Origin of the sequence: Flavobacterium sp. (genome assembly GCF_046073885.1) — a bacterium.
In the GTDB taxonomy this organism is placed as follows: Bacteria; Bacteroidota; Bacteroidia; order Flavobacteriales; family Flavobacteriaceae; genus Flavobacterium.
This window is the reverse complement of sequence record NZ_JBJTND010000064.1, coordinates 23,610-43,193: the sequence shown is the minus strand read 5'-3', so window position 1 is coordinate 43,193 and position 19,584 is coordinate 23,610. Positions and strand designations below refer to the sequence as shown.

The following is a 19,584-nucleotide window of genomic DNA, read 5'->3' as shown; positions in this document are numbered from 1 at the left end:
TCAAAATTCATAACAACTAATGCTAAAGAGTAAAAAAATACATTTTGAAATCTCAGAACGAAAAATTCTGTTAAAGATTTTTGATGTAATAGTTGTTTTTATAGCACTGCATTTTGTTAATTATTTTTTTGATTTTAATTACTTCAAGTTATCCCAATCCAATTATTATTGGAATTTAGTATTAGCTCTTTACATATATGTGTTTGGTTCGGTATTTGAAATGTATAATTTACAAGTTGCCAGCAGTCAGTTTCAAATAGTTAAAAGCATTATCTTAACTACGTGTACAACAGTTTTGGTTTATTTGTTGACACCTATTTATTCTCCATTCTTACCATCAAATAGGTTGCAAATTGTATTGTTTTTCTTTGCAATATTTTTTTCCTTATTAATTTGGAGATCGTTTTATGTTAAGTTTTTAGCTTCCCATCGTTTCATCAAAAAAGCAATTTTGGTTTGTGATAAAGAACAGGTAGAGGAGCTTATTTCGGGTTTAAAAAATGCCGATCCGCATTATAGAATTATTGGTTATGTAAATTCTGAAGAGGTCCTTTTTAATAATGAAGAAGTTATTGAAAATAATAGTGCAATTTCAATTGATAAATTAGAAGATTTTGCTCATGAAAATCATGTTTCAGAGATTATTATAGCCTCTCAAAAAACCGATTCAATTACCGTAAATTTATACAATCAATTGATTCATTTACTTGAAAGCGGATTTATTATCAAAGAGTATACTCAAGTATACGAAGCCATTACTCATAGAATTCCTGTTCAGTATGTTTCGAGAGATTTTTACAGGTATTTCCCTTTTAGCAGAAACAATCAAAACCATTTTTATTTGTCATTTGTGAGGTTGGCCGAAATTATTGTATCCCTTTTAGGAATAGTTACTGGCTTGTTGTTTCTGCCGTTTATTTTTATTGGAAATTTAATTGGAAACAAAGGTTCATTATTTTATAGTCAAGAACGAATAGGGAAAAACGGAGTGGTTTTTAATATTTATAAATACCGAACAATGATCCAAAATGCAGAAGCCAACGGTGCCGTTTTTACTTCTGTAAATGATTCTCGAGTTACCGCTTTTGGTAAATTTTTACGTAAAACCAGATTGGATGAATTTCCGCAATTTGTAAATATCCTTAAAGGTGATATGGGAATTATTGGCCCTAGACCGGAGCGTCCAATTTTTGTTAATGAAATTGCCGAAGTCATGCCCTTTTATGAAACCCGCCATGTTATGAAACCCGGACTTACAGGATGGGCTCAGGTGAATTATTCGTACGGAGATTCAATAGAGGATAGCTTAATAAAATTGCAATACGACTTGTATTATATAAAACATCGAAGTATCTTTTTAGATATCGATATTATAATAAAAACAATCAGTACTGTTCTGTTTTATAGAGGACAATAACCTATTTGGATTCTATTTTTTTGAAGTTTCCAAAGTAGGTATAAGTTTGCAATTATAAACGGAAGCATTAATAATAAATGCGGTTTTGTTATCATAATTACAATATAAACCCCAGTGATTCCTAAGCAAATTTGAGTAGTTCTTTGCATTTTTTTTCCACTTAAAAACGGAAGTAGAATAAACAACGGATTAAATAACAAGGCATTATAATTCCATAGTACTTCTTTGTGATATGAATAGAGTCCGACTACGGATAAAAACAATCCCAAAATCCCTGCAATAAACAAATAAGTTAAATACACTTTTTTATTATTGGTTACAATCAAAATCAAGAGGAGTAGGGCAATAAAATAAATGCTGTTTAAAAATGAAAACCCCGATTCCAATTCAGCTCCTTTAACTATTGTTTCAGTTTTAGTAACCACCGGTTTTCCATTGATTCTAGCTTTATTTAGACTGTGCATTAATTCTGATGGTAGAAATAATTTAGTAGCTAGATTGTCTGTTTTAGCTCCAAAAATAATGTTGATGCCCAGTTTGTAATAAAAATGATTTTCAAAATAGGGATACAATAATTCTCTATAAGTTATAGTTGTATCGTCTACTTTTTGAATCAAATCTTTCCTCAACATTTTATTGATTTTTTCAACTACCATAGTAGTGCAATTTCGATCAATAAATTTATAAGTATAACTGCGCTCCTCCGAGAATAGGGAGGCATTAAGGAGTTCGAAAAGTTGTTGTTTTTGTGCAAGCGAAAAATCTAAAGTTTGTTCTATAACCTCCCGGTTTTCCATTTGATATTCATAGATAAAATCATCGTAGGAGGAAGCGGTAATGAAATATTGTAAGTCACCTTTAACGAATTTCAAATAAAAATTATCGGTATTAAAATCGAAGGCACCATAATTGTAAACCACATCTAGGTTGGTGCTTTCCTCTTTTATTCGTATTGCAGTATGACCAAAAGTGGTGTACAATTCATTTCCTCTTCCGCAAGTAAAAATGCTAATTTGTGCCTTATCTGTTAATGTATTGTTTTGCGAAAAACTAGTTAAGCTAAATAATAGAAAAAAAATGAAAAGTAATTTTTGCTTCATGGTCATTATTTAAAGATGCTTAAATCAACTTTTAATGAGAAAATATTAGAATATAGAGCTGCACTTTGATCTCCAAGATCGGTTAATGCATAATCTATTTGAATTCCTTTGTATCTAAAACCTAAACCAATATTGGGTTGAAAACCTACTTTTTTGGTATTATCAATTTGTGTTATATTTTGAAAATTCCCCACGCCAGCTCTAACAAAGACTAAATCGGTGTAATTGTACTCCAAACCTAGTGCAGGATCAACACTTACTAAATTAGAATTAATTAAGTCATTAGTTTGAGTAAATTGCATATTTAAATTCCCCGAAGCAAGTAAACTTGTTTCATTATGCAAATCAAATCTTTTTGAAACTCCAAATTGTGCCTTTGGCATTGTAATTTCAGTGCTTTGAGGTAACTCTTGGTTCTGACCAACTACAGCACCTTTAATTTTATTGTATTCTTCTTCGTTGATATTCCACACATTATAAGTCGTTGTGATGTCGCGTAACATTAAGCCAAAATTCCAATCTTCTTGTTTCCATTGAATTCCAACGTCAAAACCAAATCCCCAAGAATTAGCAAAATCCCCAATTACACGACGGATAATTTTTGAATTTACCCCATATTGAAGTCCCGAAAATTTTAATTTTCTAGCATATGAAAATGTAAAACCATAATCGGCAGTAGAAAATTTACTAATTCTGTTGTAATCTACATTTCCGCTGGCATCAATAAGTTGGGTTGTGTTTAAGATATCATCAACTCCAAAACGAATCATAGAAATTCCCCAAGCACTTTCATCATCAATAGGCTTGGCATAGGCTGCATAATCATATTGCGCAATATTGGCAAAATAACTGGCATGCATTGCAGCTACTTGACCGTCTTCAATTCCTATTAAACCCGCCGGATTCCAATATCCAGAGTTGACATCATTGGTATGCGCCACCACTGCACTAGACATTCCCATGGCAGCAGCATCTACACCTATATTCATAAACTCATTAGAATATTTTCTAACGGTTTGGCTGTAGCTTGCAGTACTAATAATAAAGAAAAGGAAAAGAGTTTTCTTCAATTTTTTTGTTTTTTGGAAACGAAATTTAGTTGTTTTATATCCTTCAAAAATAGAAATTATTAACGAGCAAACTTCTATCTATTTGAAAATAATAATGCTTGATAGTTCAAAATAAAAAATCTATTTAAAAACGCACTTACCTTAAAGTTATTGTACTAAATTTGTCGGTATTAAAATTTAAAAAATGGACATCAAAAAACACATTCCTAATTTCTTGACGCTGCTCAATTTGCTATGCGGATGTATTGCAATAATTATGATTGTTGATTTACAGTTTCAAAATACATTTTACTTTGTAGCCTTAGGGATATTTTTTGATTTTTTTGATGGCTATTTCGCACGAAAATTTAATGTTTCCGGGCCTTTGGGCGTTCAATTAGACTCCTTAGCCGATATGGTTACTAGCGGGGTTATTCCTGGTTTAGTTATGTTTATTTTATTAAGTTTTGGTAAATATTCAACTAATACCTTTCTTCCGTATTTAGGATTTATTATCACTTTGGGCGCTTGTTATCGTTTGGCTAATTTTAATATTGATACCCGCCAATCGGATTCATTTATTGGGTTGCCAACTCCAGCAAATACCTTGTTTATTGTTAGTTTACCATTAATTTCTAATGCTACTTTGAGTCCGTATTTGCATAATCAATGGGTGTTGCTTGTAATTACACTTCTAAGTGCTTATATTATGAATGCTGAAATCCCTTTGTTTTCATTGAAAATTAAAAATTTTAGTTTTGAAAAGTACAAGCTTCAAATAGGGTTTTTAATTGCTTCAATTGCTATGATTGTCTTTCTGCAATTTCTGGCGGTGCCGTTAATTATCATTACCTATGTATTGCTTTCGGTGGCAAATAATATTTTGGCAAAAAAGTAGTTTTAGTTATTTTAATTAATGGCCAAATCTACCTCCCGAAAAACTCCAATTCGAAGAAAAACTTCCAAGAAAAAGAAGTCGAGTTTTTCATTTAAATCCATTCTTTTTTTTCTTTTCCTTATCGGAATACTATTCAGTGCTTATCATTATAGAAGTGCCTTAAGTTTTTATTTCAAATCGCAATCCAATAAAAATAATAAAGTTGATAAAGTAGCGCAAGCTCGCATTTTTCAAATTCTAAAAGCCCATAAAGATTTGACTTTTGGTATTGATGTGTCGCAATTTCAGGGTGAAATTAATTGGGATGAAGTAGATTCAATTGAGAATAAATTTCCAATTAAATTTGTTTTTATTCGTGCAAGTGCAGGATCCAACAAAAAAGACCGTCGTTTTGAAGAAAATTGGGAGCAAGCCAAAGAGCATCATTTCATTTGCGGAGCGTACCATTATTATCGTCCCAATGAAAATTCGATTGAGCAGGCAGATAATTTTATTAATGCTGTTTCATTACACAAAGGCGATTTACCACCTGTTTTGGATATTGAAAAACTACCCGAAAATCAATCCATTGATAGTTTGAAAGTGGGACTAAAACGTTGGTTGGATAGGGTAGATGCGCATTATAGCGTGCGTCCAATTATTTATACAGGAGAGAAATATTATACAGATTTCTTAAAAGAAGAGTTTAAAGGCTATACCTTTTGGATTGCGAACTACAATTTTTTTGTAGAAAACATTAAAGACGAATGGTTATTTTGGCAGTTTACTCAAAAAGCCAGAATAAAGGGAGTTGATGAAAATGTAGATGTAAATATTTATAATGGAACACCCAAAATGCTCCAATATCTTACTATTTCCAATTAATTATTTTGCAAATAATAGGATACAGCAACGATCCCAAAAGTAATTATTACTAAAGTAATTATTGAAATTGGATTGGCAAAATTTACAGTCCAGCCCATCCACGGAATTCTTTTTGGAGGAAAAATTCTTTTGTCTTCGGGATTGAAATAAAACATACCCCATATCCAATATTTATCGTCTTTTAACCAATTTTCTTTGGTTTCTTTAGAAGGTTTTTCCATGTTTAAAATTCCAATTTCTTTTTACGTAATTCAAAATTCTGACCTAAATATACTTTACGTACCATTTCATCGGCTGCCAATTCTTCTGGGATTCCTGCTTTAAGAATTCCTCCTTCAAACATTAAGTAGGTTTTATCGGTAATGGCTAAAGTTTCTTGAACGTTATGATCGGTAATAAGGATACCAATGTTTTTGTTTTTTAATTGGGCTACAATTCGTTGGATGTCTTCAACGGCAACCGGGTCAACTCCTGCAAAAGGTTCGTCTAGAAGAATAAATTTAGGGTCTGTGGCCAAACAACGAGCAATTTCTGTTCTTCTTCGTTCTCCACCTGAAAGTAAGTCACCGCGATTGGTGCGAATGTGTTCCAAGCTAAATTCGGCGATTAAACTTTCCATTTTGGCAATTTGTTCTTCTTTGGAAAGTTGGGTTAATTGCAATACACTCAAAATATTATCTTCAATGCTTAATTTTCTAAAAACAGACGCCTCTTGAGCTAGATATCCAATTCCGTTTTGAGCACGCTTGTACATTGGATATTCAGTAATATCAGTATCATCCAAATAGATATGCCCAGAATTTGGTTTTACCAATCCTACAATCATGTAAAATGAAGTTGTTTTTCCGGCTCCGTTTGGCCCAAGTAAACCTACGATTTCTCCTTGATTTACTTCAACGGAAATACCTTTTACAACACTTCTTCCTTTGTAGGTTTTAACTAAATTTTCGGCTCTTAATTTCATATCTAGAGTATCAGATTTTTTGAAAGTTAGATTTTTAGACAAATAAACGAATAAAGAAATAACCTATATCTACCATTTAACAATTATTTAGCCTCTTCTTCAAGAGCTTCCCAAAATTCATAGGCTCTTCTTAAATGCGGAATTACAATGGTTCCGCCTACAAGAGTTGCAATTCCCATTGCTTCCATCATTTCTTCTTTGGTTATTCCTTCTTTGTGTGAAGTTTCCAAATGGTATTTGATACAATCATCACAACGTAATACAGTCGAAGCAACAAGGCCTAAAAGTTCTTTTGTTTTTACATCCAGAGCGCCTTCCGCGTAGGCGTTCGTGTCTAAATTGAAAATACGTTTAACAATTAAATTATTATCAGCCATTAATTTTTCGTTCATCTTAGAACGATAATCATTGAATTCTTTTACAGGATTACTCATTTGTAATTTCTTTTTTAGCTACCATAGCAGCAATTAAAATACTAACTTCATATAAAATGAAAATCGGTATTGCAACGATGATTTGACTCGCAATATCTGGAGGTGTAACTATAGCTGAAAGAGTTAGGATAATTACAATTGCAAATCGTCTGTATTTTCTAAGGAATTGCGGTGTCACTAATCCTAATTTAGCTAAGAAGTATATTATTATAGGTAATTCAAATACGATTCCACTGGCAACGATTGACATTTTAATCATTGAAACATAGGAATCTATAGTGAATAAATTTTCTATGTGTTTACTTACGTTGAATGTAGCAAAGAAATTTATTGATAACGGAGCAATAACATAATAGCCAAATAAGACTCCAATAAAGAATAAAATAGAAGAAATTACAATGAAACTTCCAGCCATTTTGCGTTCTTTTTCATATAAAGCAGGACGAATAAATTTCCAAATTTCCCATAATATATAAGGAAAGCCAATTACAAAACCTGCAGTAATTAGCGTCCATAAATACATAGAAAATTGCCCGCTTACTTCTTGATTTTGAATTTTAAAATTAAATTCTTGAGCGCAAGCATAGGTGTCATCTACACCAAAAAAATGGGTTAATTCACAAAAAAATCGGTACGTAATAAAACTTGGATCTTTAGGGCCGAAGATAATGGTATCAAAGATAAAATCGTCAATAAAATAGCAACCACAAGCAATGGCAATTACTACAAAAGTACTTCTTACTAATAGCCATCTTAGGTCTTCAAGATGGTCCATAAAGGACATTTCTTTGGTCTCTTTTTTAGCCATTATACAATTCCTTCTTTTAATATATCGTGTAAATGGATCACTCCTTTGTATTCGCCGTTATCAACTACCACAAGTTGGGTGATAGAATGATCTTCCATAATATTTAACGCATCAGCAACCATATCGGTTGATTTGATGGTTTTTGGATTCACGGTCATAATGTCTTTAGCCGTAAGTCCAGCTATAGTTTCCGTTTTATTTAGCGTTCTTCTAATGTCACCATCGGTGATAATTCCGACTACAACATCATTTTCAACTACAGCAGTAACTCCCAATCTCTTTTCAGAAATTTCAACGATTACATTTTTTACACTAGAATTTGAAGTTACGCTTGGTTTTCTAGTAGGATCCAACATGTCTTTCACGCGAAGTAGCAATTTTTTTCCCAAAGCACCACCGGGATGGTAAATTGCAAAATCTTCGGCACTAAATTTTTTCATTTCCATTAAACATACCGCAAGGGCATCTCCCATTACCAATTGAGCTGTGGTGCTGTTGGTTGGCGCTAAATTATTTGGGCACGATTCAGTTTCTACAAAAGTATTTAGAGTGTAATGAGCCTCTTTTCCTAAAAATGAAGAAGTGTTTCCGGTGATGGCGATTAGTTTGTTTCCAAATCGTTTTAATAACGGAACCAAAACTTTAATTTCTGGACTGTTTCCACTTTTTGAAATACAAATAACTCCATCTCCTTCTTGAATCATCCCTAAATCACCATGAATTGCCTCAGCAGCATGAAGAAATAGCGCTGGTGTACCGGTGGAATTTAAAGTAGCTACAATTTTTTGAGCAATAATGGCACTTTTGCCAATACCAGTAACCACTAATCGTCCTTTCAAATTGTAAATTAGATCAACTGCTTCAAAAAAGCTATCATTAATATAATCAGTAAGTTTTGCTATTGATTCACTCTCTGAGAGAATAGTATTTTTAGCCGATGCAATTATTTTTTCTTTAGTAATCAAAATAGATTTGTTATAAAGTTTGTATTAGTAAAAGTATTTTGTACATTTAACCTTGCAAATTTATGTAAAAATACTATTAAGTAATAATGAATTCAAATCAAATTGACCTACACAAAGAATTAAAAAGATATTTTGGTTTCAATCAATTTAAAGGATTGCAAGAGCAAGTCATTAAAAGTATTGTAGCGAAAAAGAATACTTTTGTTATCATGCCTACTGGCGGGGGTAAATCCTTGTGTTACCAATTGCCTGCACTTATTCAGGAAGGAACAGCTATTGTGGTTTCTCCATTAATTGCATTGATGAAAAATCAGGTAGATGCTATTCGAAGTGTTTCTTCAGAAGATGGAATTGCCCATGTATTGAATTCCTCTTTAACCAAAACCGAAATCAATCAAGTAAAAAAAGACATAACTTCTGGGGTAACAAAATTACTATATGTTGCGCCGGAGTCCTTAACAAAAGAAGAATACATCGATTTTTTAAAATCGGTGCCCATTTCTTTTATTGCTATTGATGAAGCACATTGTATTTCAGAATGGGGTCATGATTTTAGACCCGAATACAGAAATTTAAGAACGATAATAAAACACTTAGGGGAAGTTCCGGTTATAGGATTAACAGCAACTGCAACACCTAAGGTACAAGAAGATATTCTTAAAAATTTGGACATGTCCGATGCTACGACATTCAAAGCATCATTCAATCGTCCGAATTTATTTTACGAAGTACGCACAAAAACCAAAAATATTGAGTCGGATATTATTCGTTTTATCAAACAACAAAAAGGTAAATCGGGTATTATTTATTGCTTGAGCCGTAAAAAAGTTGAGGCTATTGCAGAAGTATTGCAGGTAAACGGAATTAGCGCTGTGCCATATCATGCCGGTTTAGATGCAAAAACACGAGCCAAACACCAAGACATGTTCTTGATGGAGGATGTTGATGTGGTGGTGGCTACTATTGCATTTGGAATGGGGATTGATAAGCCCGATGTTCGTTTTGTAATTCATCATGATATTCCAAAATCATTAGAAAGCTATTATCAAGAAACAGGTCGTGCGGGTCGTGATGGCGGTGAAGGACATTGTTTGGCTTATTACTCTTATAAAGATGTTGAAAAATTAGAAAAATTCATGTCGGGTAAACCTGTTGCCGAACAAGAAATAGGTTTCGCATTATTGCAGGAAGTAGTTGCTTATGCCGAAACATCCATGTCACGACGTAAATTCTTGTTGCATTATTTCGGAGAAGAATTTGACAGTGAAACTGGAGAAGGAGCAGATATGGATGATAATGTTCGCAATCCGAAAGTGAAAATTGAAGCAAAAAACAACGTCAAAAAACTACTTGAAGTTGTTCGAGACACCAAACATTTATACAAATCTAAAGAAATAGTATTTACCTTAATTGGTAGAGTTAATGCCACCATTAAAGCACATAGAACTGACTCTCAGGACTTTTTTGGATGCGGAAAAGATCAGGAAGAACGCTATTGGATGGCTTTAATCCGACAAGTTTTGGTGGATGGTTTGTTAACCAAAGACATCGAAACCTACGGAATCATTAAGGTTTCTGATAAAGGACATGATTTCATTAAAAATCCAACTTCGTTTATGATGTCGGAAGATCATGAATACAATGAAGCGGAAGATGATGCAATTGTTACTGCTGCTAAGTCTTCAGGAACTGCCGATGAGGCTTTGATGGCAATGTTGCGTGACCTTAGAAAAAAAGTTTCCAAGAAAATTGGAGTACCACCATTTGTGGTTTTTCAGGATCCATCCTTAGAAGATATGGCTTTAAAATATCCAATTACCATTGAAGAATTAATTAATATTCATGGAGTTGGAGAAGGTAAGGCAAAAAAATATGGTAAAGAATTTGTAGAACTAATAAGCCGCTATGTTGAGGATAATGATATTATTAGACCGGATGATTTAGTTGTAAAATCAACAGGTGCTAATTCGGCAAATAAATTGTATATCATTCAAAATATAGACCGTAAGCTTTCTCTTGAAGATATTGCATCCGCTAAAGGAATGAACATGGAAGATTTGCTTAAAGAAATGGAGCAAATTGTGTATTCTGGAACTAAATTAAATATAAAATATTGGATTGATGAAATGCTAGACGATGATCAGCAGGAAGAAATTCATGATTATTTTATGGAATCTGAATCTGATAATATTGAAACTGCCCTGAAAGAATTTGAAGGAGATTATGATATTGAAGAGCTTCGATTGATGCGAATTAAATTCATAAGTGAAGTAGCAAACTAGAATAAAAAAATCCAAATTATTAATTTGGATTTTTTTATGAACTACTCTGTATAAACCTCGCCACGATGCGGTTTTAAAGCATCCCGAACAGGTATCATATCTTCTTTTGTTACTACCATAAAAGCGGTTGCATAAACTTCATTTATTATTTTGTAGCCCGTAATGTTTATTTTAAGTTGTTCAATTTTTATGTATTCTTTTAAATGAATTTCATGATGCTCTGCTATTTTGGCAGCATCGGGTCCTCTAAAATCCCAGATTAGTTTTATTTTATCCATTATTAGTACTCTTGCTGAAAATCAACTATTTATTTTTTTTATTTATATTTGTTTCAAAATTTTTACAAATAAATTACAAATATTATGATAAAAAACTACATTTTAGCTTTAGCAACTCTATTATTTTGTCAATATAGTATTGGGCAATCTAATTATTCAGTTAGCCCAATTCCTTTTCAGCAATATGCCGCTACGTTACCTGTTCAAGGAACTAATGATGACGTAAATTCAAATTTAATTACACTTCCATTTACATTTGATTTTTATGGAGTGAGCTACAATCAAATTGTTGTGAGTACTAATGGTTACATCGATTTTAGAAGTACAACGGCTAATCAATTTTCGCCTTGGTCTTTTAACCTTACGGTACCAAATGCAAATTTTCCTGTTAAAAATGCAATTTTAGGTTGTTATCATGATATGTATGACAACAACGGGCAAGGATATATAAGTTATGGTGTTTATGGTACAGCACCTTACAGAAAATTTGTTGTGGTTTTTAGTAACAATGCACACTTTAACTGTACTGCTGCACACAGTACATTTCAGATGGTTTTGTATGAATCACAAAGTATTATAGATGTTCAAATTGCTGATAAGCAAATTTGTTCAACTTGGAATAGTGGTTATGCTGTAACAGGATTAATTAATCTTGCAGGTACATCTGGTATTACTGCCCCAGGTAGAAATACTGGAGCTTGGACCGCATATCATGAAGGATGGAGATTTACTCGTACAGGATATACTGCTGGTGCTTATAATTTTGTAAAATGCGATGGAAATACCGATGGTATTGAAACGTTTAATTTACAAGTGGTTCAAAATGATTTGACTCCAAGTGGTACTCCAGCATTAAATTTTTATGCAACGTTAACTGATTTGCAAACGCAATCTAACCCAATTTTAGGATCAACTTACACAAATTTAACGAATCCACAAACGATCTATACGATGTTAAATGGAGCAGTGAAATCGGTTGTATTAAACGTTATTGATTGTGGAATAGATTATGATACAGATACGGTTGCTACTAATTTAGAAGATCCAAATAACGACACTAATTTGGCTAATGATGATACCGATATGGATGGATTACCAAATTATTTAGATAATGATGACGATGGTGATTTAGTTTTGACCAATGTGGAATATGTTTTCACAAATAAAAATGCAGCTGCATTAGTCGATACGGATAACGATGGAAAACCAAATTATTTAGATAATGATGATGACGGAGATGGTGTTTTAACTTTCATGGAAGACTATAACGGAGACGGAAATCCAGCAAATGATGATACAAACAATAATGGAGTTGTAGATTATATCGATCCATTTAATATATTATCAGCAGATTCTAACTCATTCGAAAATACAATTAAATTATTCCCTAATCCTGCTTCAGATGTGTTAAATATTGAGAATGCAACTAACTCAATCGTTGCGTCAGTTTCAATTTATTCAATAAGTGGCGCATTGGTAAAAGAAATCAATTCTGAAAATTCAATCCAATCCATATCAGTTTCGGAATTACAAACTGGATTGTATTTTGTTAAAGTTAAGGTTAATGATGAAGTGAAAAATTTCAAATTCATCAAAAAATAATTTACTATTTTACAATTTAAAAAAGGTTTAGTTTAGGCTAAACCTTTTTTTATGCTATAATATTGTCGAAATTAATTTAAGTTTGCAAAAAACCAATTATGCCACGCGAAATACAAACCCAAGTTGCTCCCGAAATAGCTGCTAATGAAACTTTGCTTAAAGATCATGTAGCCAAGTTGTTTCATGTGGCAAACAAGGAAATTCAGAAAGTAGTGGTTGAAAAACGCTCCATTGATGCACGTCAAAAAGCAATCAAAATCAACATTAAAGCATCGGTTTTTTTTAAGGAAGAAGAGTATAAGGAAACCAAAATTGAGCTACCCGATTATAAAAATGTATCACATTCACAAGAAGTAATTGTTATTGGAGCAGGACCTGCCGGACTTTTTGCAGCACTGCAACTAATTGAATTGGGTTTAAAACCAATTGTTTTAGAACGAGGCAAAGAAGTTAGAGCGCGACGAAGAGATTTAAAAGCGCTCAATATTGAACACATTGTAAATGAAGATTCCAATTATTGCTTTGGCGAAGGTGGTGCCGGAACTTATTCAGATGGGAAATTATATACGCGTTCTAAGAAACGTGGTGATGTAGATCGAATATTGAAATTGTTAGTTGGTTTTGGAGCCTCTCCGGATATATTAATTGAAGCTCATCCACACATTGGAACAAATAAGTTACCTCAAATCATTCAGGATATTCGTGAAAAAATTATTGAATGCGGAGGTCAAGTTTTATTTGAAACTCGAGTAACCGATTTTGTTATAAAGAATAATGAAATGCAAGGGGTGGTTACCCAAAATGGCGATACAATATCTGCAAATAATGTGATTTTGGCAACGGGTCATTCCGCTCGAGATATCTTTGAATTATTAGATAGAAAGAAAATATTTATTGAAGCTAAACCTTTTGCTTTAGGAGTTAGAGCAGAGCATTCACAAGAATTAATAGACAGTATTCAGTATTCATGTGATTTTAGAGGCGATTATTTACCTCCGGCTCCTTATTCAATTGTGAAGCAAGTAAACGGTCGCGGTATGTATTCTTTTTGTATGTGTCCGGGTGGTGTAATTGCACCTTGCGCAACAAGTCCGGGTGAAGTGGTTACTAACGGATGGTCTCCATCTAAAAGGGATCAAAAAACAGCCAATTCGGGTATTGTGGTCGAATTAAAATTGGATGATTTTAAACCGTTTGCCAAATTTGGTGCTTTAGCCGGAATGGAATTCCAAAAAGCAATCGAACAAAAAGCATTTCAATTAGCAGGTTCTACCCAAAAAGTGCCAGCCCAACGAATGGTAGATTTTACACAAAATAAAATATCCTCGGATATACCAAAAACTTCATACGTTCCAGGAACTACTTCGGTAGAAATGGGACAAGTATTCCCTGGTTTTTTATCGCAAATTATGCGCGAAGGATTTAAAGAATTTGGAAAATCCATGCCTGGTTATTTGACAAATGAAGCCATTTTACACGCCCCAGAAAGTAGAACTTCATCACCGGTTCGAATTCCTCGCGATAACGATTCATTACAACACTTGCAGATAAAAGGTCTTTATCCATGTGGAGAAGGAGCCGGTTATGCAGGAGGTATTATTTCGGCAGCAATTGATGGTGAAAAATGCGCTTTGAAAATTGCTGAGGTAATAAAAGCTTAATTTTTTGTTCGTTTTAGTCGGTCTTTAAATACCTTTTCAAATTTTTCAATTTTTGGTTGAATTACCATTTGACAATAGGGTTTGTTTCTATTATTTTCATAATAATTCTGATGGTAATCTTCTGCTTTATAGAATTTTTTGAAAGGTTCTAATGTGGTTACAATTTTACTAGAATACACATTAGAAGCATTTAACTCCTCAATAATACTTTGAGCAGCCTTTTTTTGTTCTTCATTTTTATAGAAAATCACCGAACGGTATTGAGTTCCTACATCGGCACCTTGGCGGTTAAGTGTTGTAGGATCGTGAACCGTAAAGAACACTTTGAAAATTTCATCTAAATTTGTAATGGTTTTGTCATAAGTAATCTCAACAACCTCTGCAGCACCTGTTCTTCCGGTGCAAACTTCTTCATAACTCGGATACTCTACCGTTCCTCCGGCAAAACCAGAATACACACTTTTAACACCTTTTAAATTTTCATATACCGCTTCAACACACCAATAACAACCTCCACCTAAAACGATAGTTTCCAAATTGTTATTCGTTTCTGTTGCCATTGTGTCGGGAACAAAATCAAGTGAAATGGCATTCATACAATAGCGTTTTCCAGTCGGCTCAGGACCGTCATCAAATAAATGACCTAAATGGCTGTTGCATCTTCCGCAAAGTGCTTCTGTTCGTCGCATTCCGTAAGAATTATCAGGCTTAAACGTAATACTTTCTTTATTTAATTGCTCAAAAAAACTAGGCCAACCACAGCTGCTGGTGAATTTTTGAGTAGATTTAAATAACTTATACCCACATGCAGCACAATAATAAGTCCCTTTAGCTTCCGAATTCCACATAGTTCCTGTGAAGGCTCTTTCGGTATCTGCTTCACGCGCTACAGCATATAAGTCAGGCGAAAGCACTTTTCTCCATTCGGAATCCGATAGAATTAATTTTGTGGTATCGGTATTAGAATAATATGGATTTTCTGGTTTAGTAATCACATTTTCCATAGCAGTTGTATTGGTTTTGTTTTCAATTTTTTTATACGATTGCCCACATGCATTTAGCACTATAAGCGGAAGTACTATCCAAATTACTATTGCGTATTTCATTTTAGGCTCATTTATTTGAATTACAAATCTACAACAGGAATTTTATTGTAAGAGATTAATAGAGGTATAATATGTTGTATTTAAGTAAAGTTTAACGGTTGTTTAGATTAATAAATTGAAGTACCAATTCTTTTTTTGTATTTTTGACCTGAATCCAATCTTTATGAAAGAAGAACAAGTAATCTTAGTTAACGAAAAGGACGAGCCTATTGGGCTAATGAACAAATTGGAAGCGCATGAAAAAGCAGTATTGCACCGTGCTTTTTCTGTTTTTATTTTGAATAGTAAAAACGAAATCATGCTGCAACAACGCGCGCATCACAAATACCATTCGCCTTTGCTTTGGACCAATACTTGTTGCAGTCACCAACGCGCAGGTGAAACAAATATTGAAGCTGGAACGAGAAGGCTTATGGAAGAAATGGGCTTTGTGGCCGAACTAAAAGAATTGTTTCACTTCATTTACAAAGCGCCTTTTGATAATGGATTGACAGAGCATGAACTGGATCATGTAATGATAGGTTACTATAATGAGGAACCAAAAATAAATCTGGATGAGGTAGAAAGTTGGAAATGGATGGGTATTGAAGATGTGAAAAGCGACATGAAACAAAATCCTGAAATTTATACCGTGTGGTTTAAGATAATATTTGACGAATTTTATCATTACCTTGAAGATCATAAAATTTAAAGAAAAATTGAAACCATGAAAGTAACTGTTTCTAGAAAAGCCCATTTTAATGCTGCCCACCGATTGTATCGAAAAGATTGGACAAATGAAAAAAACGATGCTGTTTTTGGAAAATGTAACAACCCCAATTTTCATGGACATAACTATGAATTAATAGTTTCGGTAACAGGTAATATAGATCCCGAAACCGGTTTTGTAATTGATGTGAAGGTGCTTTCGGATTTAATTAAAGAGCATGTTGAAAATGCATTCGATCATAAAAATCTAAACCTTGACGTGCCTGATTTTGCTGACTTAAATCCAACAGCTGAGAATATTGCTGTTGTAATTTGGAATAAACTTCGGAATCACATTAATACTTCTATGGAATTGGAAGTAGTTTTATATGAAACGCCCCGCAATTTTGTAACCTATAAAGGAAACTAAAATGGCACTAAAAGTTGGAGATGAACTTCCTAATTTTGTCGCTATTGATACCAATGGAGCTGCATTTGATAGCAGTAAATTAATTGGAAAACAACCTGTGGTAATTTATTTTTATCCAAAAGATAATACACCAGGATGCACCGCTCAAGCGTGCAGCTTTCGAGATAATTATCAAATTTTTAAAGATTTAGGAGCAGAAGTGATTGGTATTAGTGCCGATTCGGTTACTTCTCATGTTAAGTTTAAAAGTAAATATCAACTTCCTTTTATTTTACTTTCGGATGCCGATAAAAAGCTAAGAAAGTTATTCGGAGTTCCAAATTCCTTTATTTTTTTACCAGGAAGACAAACCTATGTTGTTGATCATAACGGAATAATTCAAATGGTTTTCAATAGTGTTTCAAGCACCATACATATTGAAAAAGCGATCCAAATATTAAAAAATCTGAATCAGAAATAGTAAATAGTTCGTTCAATCAAGCCGATTTTTTGCATCTTTGTACCATTAATTTTGAATTCATGAATCTATATCCGCTTCAATTCCAACCTATATTAAAAGATAGAATTTGGGGAGGCACCAAACTCAAAACATTATTAAATAAACCCATCTCTTCAGCTATTACTGGAGAAAGTTGGGAAATTTCTACAGTTGAAAACGAGGTGAGTTGCATAGCAAATGGATACTATAAGGGTAAATCATTACTTGAACTTATTCATGAATTTCCACAAGAAGTATTGGGCAACAAAGTGTATCAAATTTTCGGAAAGCAATTCCCATTACTTTTTAAATTCCTGGATGCACGCGAAGATTTATCCATTCAAGTACACCCAAATGATGAATTGGCTGCCAGTCGACACAATTCTTTTGGTAAAACCGAGATGTGGTATGTGATGCAGGCAGATCCTAATTCTAATTTGATTGTGGGATTCAAAGAAAAATCCTCTTCTGAGGAATATTTAAAGAGTTTGGAAAATAAAACGATCCTTTCTTTATTGAATACAAAAGAAGTTCAAAAAGGTGATGTTTTCTTCCTAGAAACAGGAACTGTTCATGCCATTGGCGCCGGAACGGTTATTGCAGAAATCCAACAAACTTCAGATATTACCTATAGAATTTATGATTTTGATCGGGTAGATGCCAATGGAAATACCCGAGAATTGCATGTTGATTTGGCTTTGGATGCGATTAATTATGAAGTAGTTGATGCACAAAAAGAATATTCTAAAACAGCGAATGTTTCCAATACAGTTGTTGATTGTAAATATTTTACAACCAATTTTATTCCGTTAAACGGAGAAATAAAACCTGTAAAAAATGGAGAATCTTTTACAGTTTATATGTGTGTAGCGGGAAGTTTTGAACTTCATTTTCAAAACGAAATTTATCGTTATCAAATAGGGGACACGGTTTTGCTTCCGGCCTCATTAAAGGAATATGAAATAAAGGGAGAAGCCTCTCTTTTAGAAATATACATTTCATAGTAAATATTAGAAAGATTATATGTAATTTTGCCTCGAATTATTAAATAATAGAAAAATGCCAAGTGTTAAAAATTTAAAAAAAGACATCAATTACGTATTAGGAGATATTATTGAAGCAGTTTACATCTGCGAAATGACTTCTGCAGGAAAACCAACAGAAGCTACTAATGCAATTATAGATGAGGCAATTAGCTCATTTGACAGCTTAATTGTTAAAGTAAACGCTAAAAAAGTAGAAAACAAAAAAGCACATTTTAAACAAATCAATGCAGAATTAGAACAAACTGCTAATCAATTGATTGCTAAAATTAACGCGCTTTAATCAATATTTTTATTTAAAAAAGTGTAATTTTTCTTTGGAAAATTAATTTTCAAGATTATATTTGCACCACTCAAGAGTTGCCAGCGTAGCTCAGTTGGCTAGAGCAGCTGATTTGTAATCAGCAGGTCGTGGGTTCGAGTCCCTCCGCCGGCTCTTAGTTTTAAAACCGTTTCATTTGAAACGGTTTTTTTATGCAAAAAAAAATCCGCCTTTACGGGCGGATTAATTAGGGATACTATTTAGTATTATTTTCTTTTAATCACTTTTAGTGATGCCTCCACAATTGCTTGATGGTTTAGCTTGTATTTTTCCATTAATTGTTCTGGAGTTCCGCTCTCGCCAAATGAATCTTGAACCGCAACAAATTCTTGAGGTTTTGGATTATTTAATGCCAAAGTTCTAGAAACGCTTTCTCCCAATCCGCCAAGAATATTGTGTTCTTCAGCAGTTACTACACAACCTGTTTTAGCAACCGATTTTAAAATCGCTTCTTCGTCAAGAGGTTTTATAGTATGTATATTAATCACTTCGGCAGAAATTCCTTTTGCTTCCAATTCTTCGGCAGCAATTAATGCTTCCCATACTAAATGCCCTGTTGCGATAATGGTTACATCGGTCCCTTCGTTAAGCATAATCGCTTTTCCAATTACAAACGGCTCATCGGCAGGCATGAAATTAGGAACTACTGGTCGGCCAAAACGTAAGTAAGCTGGGCCGTGGTGATCTGCAAGAGCTAAGGTAGCCGCTTTAGTTTGGTTGTAATCACAAGTGTTGATAACAGTCATGCCCGGTAGCATTTTCATCAAACCAATATCTTCTAATATTTGGTGCGTTGCTCCGTCTTCTCCAAGAGTTAAACCTGCGTGAGAAGCGCATATTTTTACATTTTTATCAGAATAAGCTACTGATTGACGTATTTGATCGTAAACTCTTCCTGTAGAAAAGTTTGCAAAAGTTCCAGTAAATGGAATTTTTCCACCTATTGTTAATCCTGCTGCAATTCCAATCATGTTGGCTTCAGCAATTCCAACTTGAAAAAAACGCTCTGGGTGATTTTTTTTGAAATCATCAAATTTTAATGAGCCAATTAAATCCGCACAAAGTGCAACTACATTTTCATTTTTTTGTCCTAATTCGGTCATTCCTGCGCCAAATCCCGAACGAGTATCTTTACTTCCTGTGTTTGTATATTTTTTCATTTCGTGTACAAAGATTGAATGAGTAAAAAATTAAGA

Annotated in this window: 21 protein-coding genes and 1 tRNA gene; 12 read left to right on the top strand and 10 right to left on the bottom strand. The window is 33.5% G+C overall.

The annotated features are described in order from the left end of the window. The first annotated feature begins 19 nt into the window (after positions 1-19). Positions 20-1,417, top strand: a complete 1,398-nt coding sequence (locus ACKOWY_RS08510) for an exopolysaccharide biosynthesis polyprenyl glycosylphosphotransferase (protein WP_408941009.1) — start codon at positions 20-22, stop codon at positions 1,415-1,417. Here the strand turns inward: ACKOWY_RS08510 and ACKOWY_RS08505 are convergent. Both ACKOWY_RS08505 and ACKOWY_RS08500 read right to left on the bottom strand, forming a co-directional pair. After that, positions 1,402-2,517, bottom strand: a complete 1,116-nt coding sequence (locus ACKOWY_RS08505; RefSeq protein ID WP_408941008.1) for a DUF4105 domain-containing protein — start codon at positions 2,515-2,517, stop codon at positions 1,402-1,404. The genes ACKOWY_RS08510 and ACKOWY_RS08505 overlap by 16 nt on opposite strands. 5 nt (positions 2,518-2,522) lie before the next feature. Beyond that, positions 2,523-3,506, bottom strand: a complete 984-nt coding sequence (locus ACKOWY_RS08500; RefSeq protein ID WP_408941035.1) for a PorV/PorQ family protein — start codon at positions 3,504-3,506, stop codon at positions 2,523-2,525. Positions 3,507-3,771: 265 nt separating this feature from the next. On the opposite strand from ACKOWY_RS08500, the gene ACKOWY_RS08495 reads away from it, so the two are divergent. Both ACKOWY_RS08495 and ACKOWY_RS08490 read left to right on the top strand, forming a co-directional pair. Then, positions 3,772-4,464, top strand: a complete 693-nt coding sequence (locus ACKOWY_RS08495; protein ID WP_408941007.1) for a CDP-alcohol phosphatidyltransferase family protein — start codon at positions 3,772-3,774, stop codon at positions 4,462-4,464. An 18-nt stretch (positions 4,465-4,482) separates the two neighbouring features. Further along, positions 4,483-5,328 carry a GH25 family lysozyme gene (locus tag ACKOWY_RS08490; protein WP_408941006.1) on the top strand — a complete coding sequence of 282 codons (846 nt, stop codon included), beginning with the start codon at positions 4,483-4,485 and terminating at the stop codon, positions 5,326-5,328. Here ACKOWY_RS08490 and ACKOWY_RS08485 read toward each other — a convergent pair. The 5 genes from ACKOWY_RS08485 to ACKOWY_RS08465 form a co-directional block, all read right to left on the bottom strand. Next, positions 5,325-5,549 (bottom strand): DUF5808 domain-containing protein, encoded by a 225-nt coding sequence (locus ACKOWY_RS08485; protein WP_408941005.1) that lies wholly within the window; start codon positions 5,547-5,549, stop codon positions 5,325-5,327. The two genes, ACKOWY_RS08490 and ACKOWY_RS08485, sit on opposite strands and share 4 nt — an antisense overlap. 2 nt (positions 5,550-5,551) lie before the next feature. After that, positions 5,552-6,292, bottom strand: coding sequence for an LPS export ABC transporter ATP-binding protein (lptB, locus tag ACKOWY_RS08480; RefSeq protein ID WP_408941004.1), 741 nt, complete (start codon positions 6,290-6,292; stop codon positions 5,552-5,554). 83 nt (positions 6,293-6,375) lie between these two features. After that, the gene (locus tag ACKOWY_RS08475) at positions 6,376-6,726 is read right to left on the bottom strand and encodes a carboxymuconolactone decarboxylase family protein (RefSeq protein ID WP_408941003.1); all 351 of its coding nucleotides are present in this window, start codon (positions 6,724-6,726) and stop codon (positions 6,376-6,378) included. Beyond that, positions 6,719-7,534, bottom strand: a complete 816-nt coding sequence (tatC, locus tag ACKOWY_RS08470; protein WP_408941002.1) for a twin-arginine translocase subunit TatC — start codon at positions 7,532-7,534, stop codon at positions 6,719-6,721. Before tatC ends, ACKOWY_RS08475 begins: the two co-directional genes overlap by 8 nt. Next, a complete protein-coding gene (locus tag ACKOWY_RS08465; protein WP_408941001.1) occupies positions 7,534-8,499 on the bottom strand; it encodes an SIS domain-containing protein in 966 nt (321 codons plus the stop codon). Before ACKOWY_RS08465 ends, tatC begins: the two co-directional genes overlap by 1 nt. 86 nt (positions 8,500-8,585) lie before the next feature. Between ACKOWY_RS08465 and recQ the strand changes: the two genes are divergently transcribed. Further along, on the top strand, positions 8,586-10,781 hold the full coding sequence (gene recQ, locus ACKOWY_RS08460; RefSeq protein WP_408941000.1) for a DNA helicase RecQ: 2,196 nt from the start codon (positions 8,586-8,588) through the stop codon (positions 10,779-10,781). 41 nt (positions 10,782-10,822) lie between these two features. Here the strand turns inward: recQ and ACKOWY_RS08455 are convergent, their stop codons facing one another. Beyond that, on the bottom strand, positions 10,823-11,062 hold the full coding sequence (locus tag ACKOWY_RS08455; protein ID WP_408941034.1) for a hypothetical protein: 240 nt from the start codon (positions 11,060-11,062) through the stop codon (positions 10,823-10,825). An 81-nt stretch (positions 11,063-11,143) separates the two neighbouring features. On the opposite strand from ACKOWY_RS08455, the gene ACKOWY_RS08450 reads away from it, so the two are divergent. Together ACKOWY_RS08450 and ACKOWY_RS08445 are read left to right on the top strand one after the other, a co-directional pair. After that, the gene (locus ACKOWY_RS08450; RefSeq protein WP_408940999.1) at positions 11,144-12,661 is read left to right on the top strand and encodes a T9SS type A sorting domain-containing protein; all 1,518 of its coding nucleotides are present in this window, start codon (positions 11,144-11,146) and stop codon (positions 12,659-12,661) included. Positions 12,662-12,759: 98 nt separating this feature from the next. Beyond that, positions 12,760-14,322: an NAD(P)/FAD-dependent oxidoreductase gene (locus ACKOWY_RS08445; RefSeq protein ID WP_408940998.1), complete on the top strand. Its 1,563-nt coding sequence runs from the start codon at positions 12,760-12,762 to the stop codon at positions 14,320-14,322. On the opposite strand, the gene ACKOWY_RS08440 is transcribed toward ACKOWY_RS08445, so the two are convergent. Then, positions 14,319-15,428, bottom strand: coding sequence for a bifunctional methionine sulfoxide reductase B/A protein (locus ACKOWY_RS08440; RefSeq protein ID WP_408940997.1), 1,110 nt, complete (start codon positions 15,426-15,428; stop codon positions 14,319-14,321). The two genes, ACKOWY_RS08445 and ACKOWY_RS08440, sit on opposite strands and share 4 nt — an antisense overlap. Positions 15,429-15,591: 163 nt before the next feature. Here ACKOWY_RS08440 and idi point away from each other — a divergent pair, with 163 nt between their 5' ends. From idi to ACKOWY_RS08410, 6 genes are all read left to right on the top strand, one after another. After that, a complete protein-coding gene (gene idi / locus ACKOWY_RS08435) occupies positions 15,592-16,119 on the top strand; it encodes an isopentenyl-diphosphate Delta-isomerase (protein ID WP_408940996.1) in 528 nt (175 codons plus the stop codon). A gap of 15 nt (positions 16,120-16,134) precedes the next feature. Continuing rightward, a complete protein-coding gene (locus ACKOWY_RS08430) occupies positions 16,135-16,545 on the top strand; it encodes a 6-pyruvoyl trahydropterin synthase family protein (RefSeq protein WP_408940995.1) in 411 nt (136 codons plus the stop codon). A 1-nt stretch (position 16,546) separates the two neighbouring features. Continuing rightward, positions 16,547-17,005 (top strand): peroxiredoxin, encoded by a 459-nt coding sequence (locus ACKOWY_RS08425; protein WP_408940994.1) that lies wholly within the window; start codon positions 16,547-16,549, stop codon positions 17,003-17,005. Positions 17,006-17,064: 59 nt separating this feature from the next. Next, a complete protein-coding gene (locus ACKOWY_RS08420) occupies positions 17,065-18,027 on the top strand; it encodes a type I phosphomannose isomerase catalytic subunit (RefSeq protein ID WP_408940993.1) in 963 nt (320 codons plus the stop codon). A 55-nt stretch (positions 18,028-18,082) separates the two neighbouring features. After that, a complete protein-coding gene (locus tag ACKOWY_RS08415; protein ID WP_353085389.1) occupies positions 18,083-18,349 on the top strand; it encodes a hypothetical protein in 267 nt (88 codons plus the stop codon). 79 nt (positions 18,350-18,428) lie between these two features. Next, positions 18,429-18,502: transfer RNA gene (locus ACKOWY_RS08410), tRNA-Thr, on the top strand. Between the two features lie 92 nt (positions 18,503-18,594). Here the strand turns inward: ACKOWY_RS08410 and ACKOWY_RS08405 are convergent. Next, on the bottom strand, positions 18,595-19,548 hold the full coding sequence (locus tag ACKOWY_RS08405; protein WP_408940992.1) for a transketolase family protein: 954 nt from the start codon (positions 19,546-19,548) through the stop codon (positions 18,595-18,597). Between the last annotated feature and the right edge of the window lie 36 nt (positions 19,549-19,584).